The sequence below is a fragment of the Enterobacter cloacae complex sp. S3 genome, from assembly GCF_014930495.1.
GTDB classification, from domain to species: domain Bacteria; phylum Pseudomonadota; class Gammaproteobacteria; order Enterobacterales; family Enterobacteriaceae; genus Enterobacter; species Enterobacter asburiae_B.
The window spans coordinates 266,617-281,269 of sequence record NZ_JADBRD010000028.1; the positions used below are offsets into that span (position 1 = coordinate 266,617).

The window sequence follows — 14,653 nt, forward strand, 5'->3', positions numbered from 1 at the left end:
ACATCCATGCCGCAGACACGGCGCATAAATAAGACAGACGGGAGTATTACAATGAAAAAGTTAGTTCTGGCCGCATTGCTCGCCACCTTCGCCGCTGGCGCATCCGCAGCTGATAAAATCAATTTTGGCGTGTCCGCCACCTATCCGCCGTTTGAATCGCTGGATGCCAGCAACCAGATCGTGGGCTTCGACATTGACCTGGCGAAAGCGCTGTGCAAACAAATGCAGGCCGACTGCACCTTTACCAACCATGCCTTCGACAGCCTGATCCCGTCGCTGAAATTCAAAAAATACGACGCGGTGATCTCCGGGATGGACATCACGCCTGAGCGCAGCAAGCAGGTTGCGTTTACCGACCCGTACTACGCCAACTCGGCGGTCGTGATTGCGAAGAAAGGCGCCTATACCTCTTTCGATCAGCTGAAAGGCAAACGCATCGGGATGGAAAACGGCACCACGCACCAGAAATACCTCCAGGACAAACATCCTGAAGTGAAAACCGTGGCTTATGACAGCTACCAGAACGCGATTATCGACCTGAAAAATGGCCGTATCGACGGCGTGTTCGGCGATACCGCCGTGGTGAACGAATGGCTGAAAACCAATCCGCAGCTGGGCACCGCAACCGAGAAAGTGACTGATCCGCAGTACTTCGGCACGGGTCTGGGCATCGCGGTACGTCCGGATAACAAGGCCCTGCTGGAAAAACTGAACGGCGCGCTGAAAGCGATTAAAGCTGACGGTACGTATCAGAAAATCAGCGACCAGTGGTTCCCGCAGTAAGATTTTTTTGCCGGGTGGCCCGGCCTACGGGGGTGGTAGTCTGTAGGCCGGGTAAGACGAAGCCGCCACCCGGCACTCTCTCACAGTGGCACAAAGAACCTGAACCGCGCCCCGCTCACCGACTCCATCAGCCTGATCCCACCGCCGTGCAGCTCCAGCATACGTTTCACGATTAACAGCCCCAGTCCGCCGCGATTCTCCCGCGATGCCTGGGTGTTCAACGCCGATGGCCGCTGGAACAGATCGTCGCGCAGCGAGGCATCCACGCCCGTTCCGCTGTCAGCCACTTCGACCTGAAGCCGTTCATTCTCCTGCCAGACCGCCAGACGAATTTCCCCGCCAGATGGCGTATGGCGCATCGCGTTATCGAGCAGGTTGGTCACCACGCGTTCGATCATCGACACGTCGGCGTTAATCAGCGGCAGCGGTCCCGGCACGTCAATATGCAGATTCACTTCGCGCGTGCGGGCGGTGAGCTCAAACTTCTGCGCCACGTCGGAAATCAACTCCCCCATCGCGAAACGCTCGCGCTGCGGCTTAATGCCGCCGTGCTCAAGGCGCGCCAGCTCGAACAGCTGCTGCGATAGATGACGGACTTTTTGCCCCTGACGCAGCGCGGTGGCGAGATACTGCTGGTGCTCCTGCGGCGTCAGCGTGGCGGATTTTAGCGACAGGGTTTCCAGATAGCCCAGCAGCGAGGTCAGCGGCGTACGGAGATCGTGCGAAATGTTGGCGATAAACTCCCGGCGCTGGCGATCGCTGTCGGCCAGCTGGTCCCACTGGCGGGTGATTTTGCGCGCCAGCTCGATAAAGCTGTTGCGCAGGATCGCCACTTCATCCTTGGCCGCCGCGTCCGACGGCTGCGCCGCCAGCTGTCTGATAGCGCTGATGCTGTCCTGCTCCAGCCCGGCGACCTCCACCGTCAGCAGTTTTACCGGGCGCGTGACCCAGTACCAGACCAGTAAACCTGCCAGCAGGCCAAACAGCGCGACCCACAGCAATGACCACAGCACCGTGCTCCACAGCGCCTTATGCCAGGCCATTTCCGCCAGGGCGTTTGACTCTTCGCCCTGCAAAATAATGTACAGATAGCCCTTAAGCTCGCCGTCCTGCCGCAGCGGCGTGGCGCTAAAAACCTTTTTATTTTGACTGCGAGGATCGTCGCCCAGGACCGGTATGGCGGTACCGCTCAGGAAGGTCTGAACCGGGGCCAGATCGATTTTTTGCCGCTGAATGTGGCCCGGCGGTGCGGCATCGGCCAGGATATCGCCGTCCGGGGAGACAACGTACAGCTCAACACTCGGATTAAAGGTCATCAGCCGATCGAACAGCGGCTTGAGCGCCGTTCGGTCGACCCTGCCCTGCGCGTTAAGAATCGGTTCACGCAGGACTATCTGCTGTGCCAGCCCGCCCGACAGCCGCTGCACCATCGCGTTGCCGTACTGCGTACTGGTGTAGAGCTGTACCGCACAGGCGACGGTGGCGCAGAGCATCATCAGCAGGATAAATAGCAGCGTCAGGCGCTGGCCCAGGCTAAAGCGGCGCATCATGATTTGGCTCCGCAAATTTATAGCCCTTGCCCCAGACGGTGCGAATTATCTCCGGCTCGGCGGCGTCCTTCTCAATCTTGATGCGCAGGCGGTTGATATGGGTGTTAACCGTATGCTCATAGCCTTCGTGCTGATAGCCCCAGACCTGCTCCAGCAGCGCCAGACGCGAAAAGACCTCGCCGGGATGACGGGCAAAGAAGTACAGCAGCTCGAATTCACGCGGGGTGAGATCCACCACCTGGCCGTGAAGCAGCACGCTGCGCGCCAGCGGATCGATGGTCAGACCGTGGGCCTGAATTTGACCGTCGGTTTGCGCCTGCCCCATCGCCTGCTGGCGGCGGAACAGCGCTTTGATGCGCGCAATCAGTTCCTGCACCGAGAACGGCTTAGCCAGATAATCATCGGCGCCGGTTTCCAGCCCGGTAATGCGGTCGGTCTCGCTGCTGCGGGCGCTGATGATGATCACCGGCAGGTAGCGCGTCATCTGACGGATGCGGCGGCAAATCTCCAGACCGTCAACGCTGGGCAGCATCAGGTCGAGGATCACCGCATCCCACGGCTGTTTTTCAAGACGCAGTAAGGCCTTGCCCCCGTCGGGCTCGTGGGTGATGGCGTAGCCTTCGTCTTCTAAATTGAGTCGCAGAAGCGCCGCGATATCGTGGTCGTCTTCCACCAGCAGGATCTGCTTCATGGGTAAGCCTTTATTCATCTCTTATGACGTAAGCTTACCTGATTTCGAGCGGGGGAAGAGTTCACATTTTGTTTAAGATTTCACGAGCAACGTCAGCACTTCGTAATGCGCGGTATGCGGGAACATATCGAAAAGCTGAACGCGTTCAATGCGGTAGCCCGGCAGGCTGGCGATGTCTTTCGCCATGGTCTGGGCTTTACAGCTGGAATAGACGATGTACTCGGGTGCCATCTGGCTCAGGTAGTCGCACAGCGCCTTGCCGATGCCGCGGCGCGGCGGGTTGACCAGCACCAGCTCCGGCACGTTGCCCTGGCCGGTCGCAAACTGCGTGGAATCCAGCGCCTGGAAGTGCAGATTCGTTAACCCCAGCCCGGCGGCGGACTGTTTCGCGCAGGCAATCGCTTCGGCAGAGATCTCAATGCCGGTGAGCTGCATCTCTGGCGTGGCGCAGTGCAGACCAAAGCCGCCCACGCCGCAGAAGAGATCCCACATATGATGGACGTTTAACGCACGAACCCAGTCGCGGGCGGTGGCGTACAGGCTGCTTGCCACGGTCGGGTTGGTCTGGAAGAAGCTTTGCGGGCGGATCCACAGCGGCACGCCGTTGAAGCTTTCGGCCAGCGCGTGCTGGTCGGTGAAGAAAATCTCTTTCTCCCCTTCCATGATCGCCATATGCACCGGCTGAATATTTGCGGTAATGACCTTCAGCTGCGGCAGCTGTTCCTGCAACCACGGCAGCGCCGCGCGCAGCTGCTCCAGCTTGGCTTCCGAGCGCAGCACGAAGCGCAGCATCATGCCGCCGTCGAGTTGGCTTTCCGTCAGCAGAAGGTATTTCAGCTCGCCGCGCCTGCGGGCGACGCTGTAAGGCGTTAATCCTGCACGCGCGATAAACGGTTTCAGCGCGGCAAAGACGGGTTCAAACGAGGCGGGATACAGCGGGCAGCCGGTCAGGTCTTCCGGTGTGCCGTCGCGGTGCAGCATTCCCAGCAGCGGTTTTTCAACGCTGCCGCTGACCACCATTTTGGCCTTATTACGAAAGCCCAGCTCCGGGCCACTGACGGGTGCGCACCACTCGCCCACCGCGTGTGCTGCCAGCAGCTGTTGCAGGTCGGCCATTTTGGCGGTGAGTTGTTGAGAGACCGGCTGTTCTATCCACTGACAGGAGCGGCAGCGTCCGGCGTCATAGAGTGCGCACTGCATATGAAAACCTTAAGAATCACGAGGGCTGCGATTATACACATTATTGCAGGCGGAAGAACCGCCGGCTTGAGGCCGGAACGAAGAGTAGACAGAGCACCAGCATATCCGGAAGTTTTTGCATAAACAGCGCGCGCAGGATCTCGCGTTTGGATTCCCCGGCAATGCTGAACAGCTCCGGGTAACCGTATCCCAGCGAGGCGGCCCACAGATAGCTGGCGGCGGTAATTTGCGTCAGCAGATAGACCCAGCGCGCCCAGTTGCGCCCTTTGACCAGCGAAAACGCGCAGTAGATCTCGATAAACACCAGCACCAGGCTGCTCAAAAAGACCAGCGTCAGATTCCACGTCTGCACGCTGCGGTGAATGAATTCACCGATGCCGCGCACGCCCAGGGTGTTCAGAATCATTAGCACGTCCAGGCAGCGGATCATAATAATGGCGAGCGCCGCCACCTGAACCAGAGCAGGTACGTTAGGACGCGCGTGCGTAGTACGTGATTTTTTTAATAATCCCAATGTTTTACTTCCCTGAAAAACAGTGCCGCGTCATGCGCGGCACTTCACTGGAAATTTTAAATCCTTCAGCCGCGTCTTGCACGCTGGATATCGCGCACGCGCTGTTTTTCCGCGCGCGCCATCAAATACCAGGCGATAAATCCGACAATTCCGACCACGCCGAGGATGATGGAAGCCAGGGCGTTGATCTCCGGGTTGACTCCCATGCGCACGCTGGAGAAGACCAGCATAGGCAGCGTCGTCGCGCCCGGTCCGGAGACAAAGCTGGCGATAACCAGATCGTCCAGCGACAGCGTAAACGCCAGCAGCCAGCCGGAGATCACCGCCGGCATAATCATCGGCAGGGTAATGATGAAAAAGACCTTCAGCGGCGTCGCGCCAAGATCCATCGCCGCCTCTTCAATGGAGCGATCCAGCTCGCGCATGCGCGAGGAGATTACAACCGCCACGTAGGCCGTACAGAAGGTGACGTGCGCCAGCCAGATGGTGAGCATGCCGCGATCCGCCGGCCAGCCGATGGCGTGCGCCAGGGCCACGAACAGCAACAGCAGCGCGAGACCGGTGATCACGTCCGGCATGACCAGCGGCGCGGTGATCATAAAGGCGAACCCGTTTGAGCCACGAAAACGCCCGAATCGCACCATCACCAGCGCGGCGATCGTGCCCAGCACCGACGCCATTGTCGCCGCAAGGGCAGCAATGGTCAGACTCAGCCCCACCGCGCTCATCATCGCATCGTCGTGGAACAGCTCGCTGTACCAGCGCGTCGACCAGCCCGCCCAGACCGTTACCAGCTTAGAGCTGTTGAACGAGTAGATCACCAGCATCAGCATCGGCGCATACAGGAAGGTAAAGCCGATAACGAGGATCGCAATTCGCCACGGGGAGCGCACTACCGGTAAGTTGTTCATCCGTGATCTCCCATCTGTTTCTGCTGATGCTTGTGGAACCACATAATCGGCACGATCAGCAGCAGGAGCATCACGATCGCCACCGCCGAGGCCACCGGCCAGTCGCGGTTATTGAAGAACTCCTGCCACAGCACGCGGCCAATCATGATGCTGTCAGGGCCGCCGAGCAGTTCCGGGATCACAAACTCCCCTACCGCCGGGATAAAGACCAGCATTGACCCGGCGATAATGCCGCCTTTGGTCAGCGGAACAATGACGCTGAAGAAGGTTTTTAACGGACGGGCGCCGAGATCGAGCGACGCTTCCACCAGCGAGTAATCAATGCGCGTAAGCGCCGTATAGATCGGCAGCACCATGAACGGCAGATAGGCGTACACAATGCCGATATAGACCGCGAGGTTGGTGTGCAGGATCGTCAGAGGCTGATCGATAACCCCGAGCCACATGAGAAAGTTATTCAGCACGCCGTTGTTTTTCAGGATCCCCATCCAGGCGTAAACGCGGATCAGGAACGAGGTCCACGACGGCAGGATCACCAGCAGCAGCAGGATGTTGCGCGTCGACGGTTTGCTGTGCGCCACCGCCCACGCCAGCGGGTAGCCCATCACCAGACAGCAGAGCGTCGAGATCGCCGCCACCTGCAGCGACTGCAGATAGGCTTCGAAATAGAGCGGATCGTCGGTGAGCTGCAGGAAGTTGCCGAGATTAAGCGTCAGCGTCAGCTGCCCGTCGGCCCAGTCCAGCAGGTTGGTGTAAGGCGGGATCGCCCGCGCCATTTCCGCCAGGCTTATCTTGAAAACAATCAGGAACGGCAGCAGGAACAGCAGGATCAGCCACACATACGGCATGGCAATCACCAGCTTGCGGCCGTGGTTCATCTGCAAGCGCGTTAGCCACTGGGCAAAACCGCCCGGCTTTTCTGCGCGAGCTGGAGGTTCAAGTGCACTCATTTGCCGCTCCTTATACCGTCAGCACGACGCAACTGTCAGCATCCCAGCACAGGCGCACTTCGTCACCCCATGTTGGCTGCCCCTTGCGGTAGCGATGTTCGTTCTGTAGCTGCGCGCTGAGCATCTGCCCGCTTTTCAGCCGCACGTGGTAGATAGACAGATCGCCCAGGTAGGCAATGTGCACCACTTCGCCCACGGCAAAATTATAGCCATCGGCAGGCGGATCCTCACAGAGCATGATCTTCTCCGGACGCAGCGCGACGTAGACCGGCACGTTATCCACCACGGAGTTATCCGGATCGACCTTAAGCGGATGCTGCAGCCCCGGCGATTCGATGACCAGGCCATCCTCCTGACGATCTTTCAGCAGCCCTTCGAAGACGTTGACCGAGCCGATAAACTCCGCGCTGTAGCGGGTGGTCGGGTGCTCATAAATCTCTTCCGGCTCGCCAATCTGCACGAACTTCCCGCGGTTCATGATCGCGATGCGTCCGGCCATGGTCATCGCTTCTTCCTGGTCGTGGGTCACCATCACGCAGGTCACCCCCACGCGCTCGAGGATATCCACCACTTCGAGCTGCATACGGTCGCGCAGTTTTTTATCCAGAGCGCCCATCGGCTCATCGAGCAACAATAATTTCGGGCGTTTTGCCAGACTGCGGGCCAGGGCCACGCGCTGGCGCTGGCCGCCGGAGAGCTGGTGCGGCTTACGCTTCGCGAACTCCTGCATGTGCACCAGGCTCAGCATCTCGGCCACGCGCGCGGTAATTTCGGCCTTCGGCAGCTTGTCCTGCTTTAGGCCAAAGGCGATGTTCTGCTCCACCGTCATGTGCGGAAAGAGCGCGTAGGACTGGAACATCATGTTAATCGGGCGCTGATACGGTGGCACGCTGGAGAGATCCACACCATCGAGCATGATTTGCCCGGCGGTGGGCTGTTCAAAACCGGCCAGCATACGCAGCAGGGTCGATTTACCGCAGCCAGAAGCCCCCAGAAGGGCAAAAATTTCGCCTTTATAGATAGTCAGGCTGACGTCGTCCACGGCATGCTGGCCATCGAAAGATTTGGTGAGGTTACGAATTTCAAGAAGCGGGGTCAGCGCTTTACGGACTTTCGCCTGCGGGCGGGGGATCGCGTCATTCACGGGGTGTTCTCCGGCATAGATCAGTACTGGTGCAAACGCACCGTCAGGGTGCGCATCGCCGGGCGGCGCTAACGCTTGCCCGGCCTACGGGTTGTACAGGCCCGGTAGGCGACAGCGCCACCGGGCAACAATACCCAACGCCGTTATTTACCGCTTTTCACCTTGGTCCACGCGCGGGTACGCACGCGGTCAATTTTTGGATCCTGAACTTTCAGGGTGAAGAGCTTGGCGAACACATCCGCTGGCGGATAGATAGCCGGGTTGTTACGGATTTCTTCGCTTACCAGCGGCACGGAGGCCTTGTTACCGTTCGCGTAGTAAACGTGGTCGCTGATGTGGGCGATCACCTCAGGACGCATCAGGTAGTTGAGGAACTGATAGGCTTCGTCTTTGTTCTTCGCATCAGCCGGCATCGCGAAGACGTCGAAGAAGGCCAGCGCCCCCTCTTTCGGAATGAAGTAAGAGACGTTCACGCCGTTTTTCGCCTCTTTCGCGCGGTTAGCCGCCTGCCACACGTCCCCTGCCCAGCCGATCGCGACGCAGATATCGCCGTTCGCCAGGTCATTAATGTACTGAGACGAGTGGAAGTAACGAATGTTTGGACGCAGCTTCAGCAGCAGATCGGTCGCCGGGCCGGTGTAATCATCGGCTTTACTGCTGTTCGGGTCTTTGCCCAGGTAGTTCAGCACGGTGGCGAAAATCTCTTCCGGCGCATCGAGGAAGGAGACGCCGCAGCTTTTCAGCTTCTCCAGGTTTTCCGGCTTCAGCACCACGTCCCAGCTGTCCAGCTTGACGTCCGGCCCCAGCACCGCTTTGACTTTATCCACGTTGTAGCCGATACCGGTGGTCGCCCACAGGTAAGGCATGGCGTATTTGTTGTCCGGGTCATGCTTCGCCACCAGCTTCAGCACTTCCGGATCGAGGTTTTTCCAGTTCGGTAACTTGCTCTTGTCCAGCGGCTGGAAGACGCCTGCCGTCAGCTGGCGCTCGAGGAAGCTTGCGGAAGGCACCACGAGATCAAACCCGGTGCTGCCCGCCATCAGTTTTCCTTCCAGCACTTCGTTGGAATCGAACACGTCGTAGACCACTTTAATGCCGGTCTCTTTTTCAAAATTCGCCACCGTGTCCGGCGCGATATAGTCAGACCAGTTGTAAACGTGCAGCGTTTTTTGTTCCGCAGCGAGCGTGCCGGCAGAGACGGCCATCAGAGCACCCGCAACCAGACCCGATAACCATTTTTTATTCAAGGCGATCATATCTTTATTCCTTCTGAAAGCTCGTTAACAAACGAACTAAAACTGTGCAATCTGAAGATATGCAATAATCATGCATAGTTTGTCGCTCTGCCCAAAATAAAAAGAAACCTCTTTACCCGGCAGCTTCCGCTCGCTTTTTTAAGCATCGCAAGAATAACTGTAGCCCGTGTCTCCGGCTATAGCCCAGACGAAAAAACGCCTTTTATCAATTTTTTATGCAGGTTATGTCTACGTGATAAGCCGAAACGGCCTTCAGGGAGGTGAAAAATTCTTTAAAGAAAGGTTAAAAGCAGCAGAAAAAATGGCCTTCTGCAGCCGCTACGGCAGCGACTGCGCAAAAGTCAGACAGGTTCAGTGAAGAAAATTGGGAGATGCATCATTATTCTCTGCATCATCTTCCGCGCTATACAGCAGATGGTGTGCATTGGCTTCCATCATGACCATGGAAATTTGCTCTTCGCTCAAGCGCATAAACCAGGAGAACTGCTTGAACGACAGCCCGGCACCGGAGAATAAAGACTGGCAAACGACCAGTTTTGGCAGATTATCATCCTGTATGTCGAGAAATGCTTTCACCGTCAAAGAACTGGCGTTGATCGCTGACAGGTCGGAGGCCAGCGCCAGCAGCGCGGAGGGCTTCACTTCGGCCAGCGCGGAGAAAAGGATCACGTCGTTAATGAGATCGATTTTGGCATCGAAAATGCCGTCGAAATTCTGCATATGAGGCAGATGCAGCGCCTGGCAGGAATCGCATTCGAAGAACGTAATTCCGGCATCATCAAGCCATTGACGTAACGTATCCAGTGTAGGTACGACCTGTAAATCCATCGCTGTGCAGCCTCTTAATTAAAAACTTCGCATATACCCGTCATACTTCAAGTTGCATGTGCGTTGGCTGCGCTCGTTCACCCCAGTCACTTACTAATGTAAGCTCCAGGGGATTCACTCCCTTGCCGCCTTCCTGCAACTCGAATTATTTAGGGTATAGATTACGCAAAAAGTGCGTTCAATACCATTTAACCGCCCGTTTTCAGACAGTAGCCTGGCGTGGCATGACGCTCGATCCATGCGATCATTTTACCTGCAATATCGACACCTGTGGTTTTTTCTACGCCTTCCAGCCCCGGCGAAGCGTTCACCTCCATGACCAGCGGCCCGCGCGTCGCCCGCAGAAGGTCTACGCCCGCCACGTCCAGCCCCAGGGTTTGCGCCGCTTTGACGGCAATTTCCCGTTCGCGATCGCTAATATCAGCTACCCGCGCCACGCCGCCGCGGTGAAGGTTAGAGCGGAAATCGCCCTCTTTCGCCTGGCGCTCAATGGCCGCCACCACTTCATTGCCGACCACGAAGCAGCGAATATCGCGCCCTTTCGCCTCTTCGATGTACTCCTGCACCAGGATGTGCGCATTGAGACCCCGAAAGGCATCAATCACGCTCTCCGCCGCCTGACGCGTTTCAGCCAGCACCACGCCAATGCCCTGCGTGCCTTCCACCAGCTTGATGACCAAAGGCGCGCCGCCCACCATGTCGATAAGATCGCTGGTGTCGTCCGGTGAATGGGCAATCCCCGTGACGGGGAGATCGATCCCCTGACGGGCGAGGAGCTGCAGCGAGCGCAGCTTGTCGCGGGCGCGCGAAATGGCGACGGATTCGTTGAGCGGATAGCTGCCCAACATCTCGAACTGGCGCAGCGCGGCGGTGCCGTAATAGGTGATCTGGGAGCCGATGCGGGGGATCACCGCATCAAAGTGCGGCAGCTTGCGGCCTTTGTAGTGAATCGACGAGGCGGCCGGGTCAATGTTCATATAGCAGGACATCGGGTCGAGGATCTCAACCTGATGCCCGCGTTTCGCCGCCGCATCTCGCAGGCGCTTACATGAATAGAGCGTTCCATCCCGGGACAATATGGCAATTTTCACCCTGCACCTCTCTGAAGACATGGAAAAAGCCTGCATATCATATACGCAGGCAGGCGCAGGCGGAATGGACTATCGCGTCGCCCAGCCCTGTTTGTGCAGGTAATCAAGAATAAACGGGCGGTTTTCTTTAATGATGGTGCGACGAATATGGTCAGTCCAGGTATCGCGACGGTTATTGCTGCCGCGCGTCAGGTAGTAGTTCGCCAGCTCTTCATCATATTGATTCAGGACGTCCTGATCGACCGGCTGGTAGTGGTTTTCGTGCACCAGCATGGCGGCAGGAATACGCGGCTTCAGATCCGGGTTATCCGCAGGCCAGCCGAGGCACAGGCCGAACAGCGGCAGGACGTGTTTTGGCAGCTTCAGCAGCTCGGTCACGCTTTCAATGTTGTTACGCAGGCCGCCGATGTAGACGCCACCTAATCCCAGCGACTCCGCCGCCGTAAAGGCGTTTTGCGCCATCAGCGCGGTATCCACCACGCCCAGCAGCAGCTGTTCGGCCAGCCCCAGCTCGGCCTCAGGGCAGATCTGCAGGTGGCGGTTAAAGTCGGCGCAGAACACCCAGAACTCCGCGGCCTGGGCCACATGCTTCTGTCCGCCGGTCAGCGCGACCAGCTGTTCACGCATGGCCGGGTCGGTAATGCGGATAATCGAGCTGCACTGCAGAAAGCTGGAGCTGGAGGTCGCCCTGGCGCTGTTAATAATCGCTTCGCGCTGCGCCTCGGTAATCGGCTCGTCGGTGAAGTGGCGAATGGAACGGTGGGATGTGAGCAGGTCTATGGTTGGCGTCATCTTGTCTCTCTTTGTCTTGCTTAAACCTTATGGCAGCCAGTATAGGCAATGATTTGCGCGGTGTAATTGGCGAAACATAGCCTTACTGTATCAAAGCGACAGGCGAAACCTTCTTTAATGGCGGCAGGTTATCGGGCACTATATGTCCTATTCGCCGTCAGGCTTGTTTTTTGAGGAGAGAGAAATGTTTGCAGTAATTTTTGGTCGTCCAGGGTGCCCTTACTGTGTGCGCGCGAAAGAGCTGGCTGAGAAACTGACCGAAGAGCGCGATGACTTCAACTTCCGCTACGTGGACATCCACGCGGAAGGCATCACCAAAGCGGATCTCGAAAAAACCGTCGGTAAGCCGGTTGAAACCGTACCGCAGATCTTCCTCGATCAGAAACACATCGGCGGTTGCACTGACTTTGAAGCTTACGCCAAAGAGCATCTGGGCCTGTTTGCCGCCCAGTAATGCGAAGACGCCCTCACCCGGAGGGCGTTTTTATTTGTGGTGCCGTCGATGCTTAATCAGGCTGCATACAAACAAATAGCACAGCGCGCCGAGGGCGCACCAGAAGACGCCGCTCAGCAACCACGCCATCTCCTGCCAGAAACTTCGCGTTGATACATACAGCATGCGCATCAGCAGCAGACACAGCGGTGCCGCCAGCATTGCGCCAATAAGCGGCTTGACCACCTCCCCTTTACGGGAAAGAAAACTGGCTGCCGCTCCCGGCAGGGTAAAAAAGAGCAGCCCCAGCTCCGGGTGTCCGGCAGCCCTGAATGCCCCCTTCACATTAAAAGCGAGCGACATGCACACGACGGTAAACAGCAAAAAGCAGCTGATCACCCCCGCCCAGTTTCGTTTAATGTTCAAACTATCCTCCTGACTTATCTCTATCAAATACACCTTCGTCGGGTAGACGCCCAGTCAGATAAAGCAATGCGGCAATCCTTGCCAAAGTACGCACAGGGTGATGCGATAATAGGTAGCTGTCAGTAGCTAATACGATTAAACTATCGGCCAGCTAATGTTTTAGGGAATAAATTAGGTAACAGGGAGGGTTGAACACGTTCCCTGGCTCAGAAAACAGTAGCCCAAATAGTCCTTTCATTCAACAACTTACTGGTAAACAAGAAGTTAGCCTCCGTGAATATAAACGTCGCAGACTTGTTAAATGGGAATTACATCCTGTTATTATTTGTGGTACTGGCGCTGGGCCTCTGCCTGGGTAAATTGCGCCTGGGTTCAGTTCAACTTGGTAATTCCATTGGCGTTTTAGTCGTCTCCTTATTATTAGGCCAGCAGCACTTCAGCATTAACACGGACGCGCTCAACTTAGGCTTTATGCTGTTTATTTTTTGTGTTGGCGTGGAAGCGGGACCGAACTTTTTTTCAATTTTCTTCCGCGACGGCAAAAATTATCTGATGCTGGCGCTGGTGATGGTCGGCAGCGCGCTGCTGATCGCGTTAGGACTGGGTAAACTGTTTGGCTGGGATATCGGGTTAACGGCCGGTATGCTGGCAGGCTCCATGACCTCCACCCCCGTGCTCGTGGGTGCCGGTGATACCCTGCGCCATTCCGGCATGGCCGGCGCGCAGCTTTCTACCGCCCTCGACCACCTGAGCCTGGGCTATGCCCTGACCTATCTCATTGGTCTGGTGAGCCTGATCGTCGGCGCGCGCTACCTGCCAAAACTTCAGCACCAGGATCTGCAGACCAGCGCCCAGCAAATCGCGCGCGAGCGCGGTCTCGATACCGATTCCAAACGTAAAGTCTATCTCCCGGTGATCCGCGCCTATCGCGTCGGTCCAGAGCTGGTGGCATGGGCTGACGGCAAAAACCTGCGCGAGCTGGGGATTTACCGCCAGACGGGCTGCTATATCGAACGTATCCGCCGCAACGGCATTCTGGCGAACCCGGACGGCGACGCGGTGCTGCAGATGGGCGACGACATCGCGCTGGTGGGTTATCCGGACGCCCACGCCCGTCTCGACCCGAGCTTCCGTAACGGCAAAGAGGTGTTCGATCGCGATCTGCTCGACATGCGTATCGTCACCGAAGAGATCGTGGTGAAAAACCATAACGCCGTTGGCCGCCGTCTGGCACAGCTGAAGCTGACCGACCACGGCTGCTTCCTCAACCGCGTGATCCGCAGCCAGATTGAGATGCCTATCGACGATAACGTCGTGCTCAACAAAGGCGACGTTCTGCAGGTCAGCGGCGACGCGCGACGCGTGAAAACCGTTGCCGACCGCATCGGCTTTATCTCCATTCACAGCCAGGTCACCGACCTGCTGGCCTTCTGCGCCTTCTTTATCGTTGGCCTGATGATCGGGATGATCACCTTCCAGTTCAGCAACTTTAGCTTCGGCATCGGTAACGCCGCCGGGCTGCTGTTTGCCGGGATCATGCTGGGCTTCCTGCGAGCCAACCACCCGACCTTCGGCTACATTCCGCAGGGCGCGCTGAACATGGTGAAAGAGTTCGGTCTGATGGTCTTTATGGCAGGCGTCGGCTTAAGCGCGGGAAGCGGTATCGGCCACAGCCTGGGCGCCGTTGGCTGGCAGATGCTGGTTTCCGGACTTATCGTTAGCCTGGTGCCGGTGGTGATCTGCTTCCTGTTCGGCGCCTACGTGCTGCGCATGAACCGCGCCCTGCTCTTCGGGGCAATGATGGGCGCGCGTACCTGTGCGCCGGCCATGGAAATCATCAGCGATACCGCGCGCAGCAACATCCCGGCGCTGGGGTATGCGGGCACGTACGCTATCGCTAACGTGCTGCTCACGCTGGCGGGTACGCTGATCATCATCATCTGGCCTGGACTCGGATAACTCCTAAGTTTGCGCGCGGGGAAAATTATTTTCGTTACGCGCAGAACTTTTTTATCAGGGGGCAGTCATAACTAGTGCCACTGCTTTTCTTTGATGTCCCCAATTTGTGGAGCCCATCAACCCCG

At 57.5% G+C, this 14,653-nt stretch carries 15 protein-coding genes; 3 read left to right on the top strand and 12 right to left on the bottom strand.

What is annotated here, in order from left to right:
- Positions 1-51: 51 nt before the first annotated feature.
- Positions 52-783, top strand: coding sequence for an arginine ABC transporter substrate-binding protein ArtJ (artJ, locus tag IM317_RS17215; RefSeq protein WP_033145047.1), 732 nt, complete (start codon positions 52-54; stop codon positions 781-783).
- Between the two features lie 80 nt (positions 784-863).
- On the opposite strand, the gene IM317_RS17220 is transcribed toward artJ, so the two are convergent.
- The 11 genes from IM317_RS17220 to nfsA form a co-directional block, all read right to left on the bottom strand.
- Positions 864-2,333, bottom strand: a complete 1,470-nt coding sequence (locus IM317_RS17220; protein ID WP_033145046.1) for an ATP-binding protein — start codon at positions 2,331-2,333, stop codon at positions 864-866.
- Positions 2,317-3,024 carry a response regulator transcription factor gene (locus IM317_RS17225; protein ID WP_033145045.1) on the bottom strand — a complete coding sequence of 236 codons (708 nt, stop codon included), beginning with the start codon at positions 3,022-3,024 and terminating at the stop codon, positions 2,317-2,319. The genes IM317_RS17220 and IM317_RS17225 overlap by 17 nt, the downstream gene beginning before the upstream one ends.
- Before the next feature lie 72 nt (positions 3,025-3,096).
- Positions 3,097-4,224: a 23S rRNA (uracil(747)-C(5))-methyltransferase RlmC gene (rlmC, locus tag IM317_RS17230; RefSeq protein ID WP_033145044.1), complete on the bottom strand. Its 1,128-nt coding sequence runs from the start codon at positions 4,222-4,224 to the stop codon at positions 3,097-3,099.
- 40 nt (positions 4,225-4,264) lie between these two features.
- Positions 4,265-4,738, bottom strand: a complete 474-nt coding sequence (locus IM317_RS17235; RefSeq protein WP_023310935.1) for a YbjO family protein — start codon at positions 4,736-4,738, stop codon at positions 4,265-4,267.
- A gap of 65 nt (positions 4,739-4,803) precedes the next feature.
- Positions 4,804-5,649, bottom strand: coding sequence for a putrescine ABC transporter permease PotI (gene potI, locus IM317_RS17240; RefSeq protein ID WP_029739447.1), 846 nt, complete (start codon positions 5,647-5,649; stop codon positions 4,804-4,806).
- Positions 5,646-6,599, bottom strand: coding sequence for a putrescine ABC transporter permease PotH (gene potH / locus IM317_RS17245; protein ID WP_033145043.1), 954 nt, complete (start codon positions 6,597-6,599; stop codon positions 5,646-5,648). Before potH ends, potI begins: the two co-directional genes overlap by 4 nt.
- Positions 6,600-6,609: 10 nt before the next feature.
- On the bottom strand, positions 6,610-7,743 hold the full coding sequence (gene potG / locus IM317_RS17250; RefSeq protein WP_024907855.1) for a putrescine ABC transporter ATP-binding subunit PotG: 1,134 nt from the start codon (positions 7,741-7,743) through the stop codon (positions 6,610-6,612).
- Positions 7,744-7,886: 143 nt separating this feature from the next.
- Complete coding sequence (gene potF / locus IM317_RS17255; protein ID WP_023335062.1) at positions 7,887-8,999, bottom strand: spermidine/putrescine ABC transporter substrate-binding protein PotF; 1,113 nt, start codon at positions 8,997-8,999, stop codon at positions 7,887-7,889.
- Between the two features lie 351 nt (positions 9,000-9,350).
- Complete coding sequence (locus IM317_RS17260) at positions 9,351-9,827, bottom strand: YbjN domain-containing protein (RefSeq protein ID WP_014169308.1); 477 nt, start codon at positions 9,825-9,827, stop codon at positions 9,351-9,353.
- 188 nt (positions 9,828-10,015) lie between these two features.
- The gene (gene rimK / locus IM317_RS17265; RefSeq protein ID WP_033145042.1) at positions 10,016-10,918 is read right to left on the bottom strand and encodes a 30S ribosomal protein S6--L-glutamate ligase; all 903 of its coding nucleotides are present in this window, start codon (positions 10,916-10,918) and stop codon (positions 10,016-10,018) included.
- 69 nt (positions 10,919-10,987) lie between these two features.
- Positions 10,988-11,710 carry a nitroreductase NfsA gene (nfsA, locus tag IM317_RS17270; RefSeq protein ID WP_033145041.1) on the bottom strand — a complete coding sequence of 241 codons (723 nt, stop codon included), beginning with the start codon at positions 11,708-11,710 and terminating at the stop codon, positions 10,988-10,990.
- Between the two features lie 184 nt (positions 11,711-11,894).
- Between nfsA and IM317_RS17275 the strand changes: the two genes are divergently transcribed.
- Positions 11,895-12,164, top strand: coding sequence for a GrxA family glutaredoxin (locus tag IM317_RS17275; protein WP_006809455.1), 270 nt, complete (start codon positions 11,895-11,897; stop codon positions 12,162-12,164).
- 30 nt (positions 12,165-12,194) lie between these two features.
- Here IM317_RS17275 and IM317_RS17280 read toward each other — a convergent pair whose 3' ends face one another.
- Positions 12,195-12,569, bottom strand: coding sequence for an inner membrane protein YbjM (locus IM317_RS17280; protein WP_033145040.1), 375 nt, complete (start codon positions 12,567-12,569; stop codon positions 12,195-12,197).
- 273 nt (positions 12,570-12,842) lie between these two features.
- Here IM317_RS17280 and IM317_RS17285 point away from each other — a divergent pair, with 273 nt between their 5' ends.
- Complete coding sequence (locus IM317_RS17285) at positions 12,843-14,528, top strand: aspartate:alanine antiporter (RefSeq protein WP_014169303.1); 1,686 nt, start codon at positions 12,843-12,845, stop codon at positions 14,526-14,528.
- Positions 14,529-14,653 lie beyond the last annotated feature (125 nt).

Excerpts from the sequence above, each read along its gene's own strand:
- IM317_RS17225 (WP_033145045.1), bottom strand. The coding sequence starts at position 3,024 with ATGAAGCAGATCCTGCTGGTGGAAGACGACCACGATATCGCGGCGCTT.
- rlmC (WP_033145044.1), bottom strand. The coding sequence starts at position 4,224 with ATGCAGTGCGCACTCTATGACGCCGGACGCTGCCGCTCCTGTCAGTGG.
- artJ (WP_033145047.1), top strand. The coding sequence starts at position 52 with ATGAAAAAGTTAGTTCTGGCCGCATTGCTCGCCACCTTCGCCGCTGGC.
- potH (WP_033145043.1), bottom strand. The coding sequence starts at position 6,599 with ATGAGTGCACTTGAACCTCCAGCTCGCGCAGAAAAGCCGGGCGGTTTT.
- potF (WP_023335062.1), bottom strand. The coding sequence starts at position 8,999 with ATGATCGCCTTGAATAAAAAATGGTTATCGGGTCTGGTTGCGGGTGCT.
- nfsA (WP_033145041.1), bottom strand. The coding sequence starts at position 11,710 with ATGACGCCAACCATAGACCTGCTCACATCCCACCGTTCCATTCGCCAC.
- IM317_RS17260 (WP_014169308.1), bottom strand. The coding sequence starts at position 9,827 with ATGGATTTACAGGTCGTACCTACACTGGATACGTTACGTCAATGGCTT.
- IM317_RS17220 (WP_033145046.1), bottom strand. The coding sequence starts at position 2,333 with ATGATGCGCCGCTTTAGCCTGGGCCAGCGCCTGACGCTGCTATTTATC.
- IM317_RS17275 (WP_006809455.1), top strand. The coding sequence starts at position 11,895 with ATGTTTGCAGTAATTTTTGGTCGTCCAGGGTGCCCTTACTGTGTGCGC.
- potI (WP_029739447.1), bottom strand. The coding sequence starts at position 5,649 with ATGAACAACTTACCGGTAGTGCGCTCCCCGTGGCGAATTGCGATCCTC.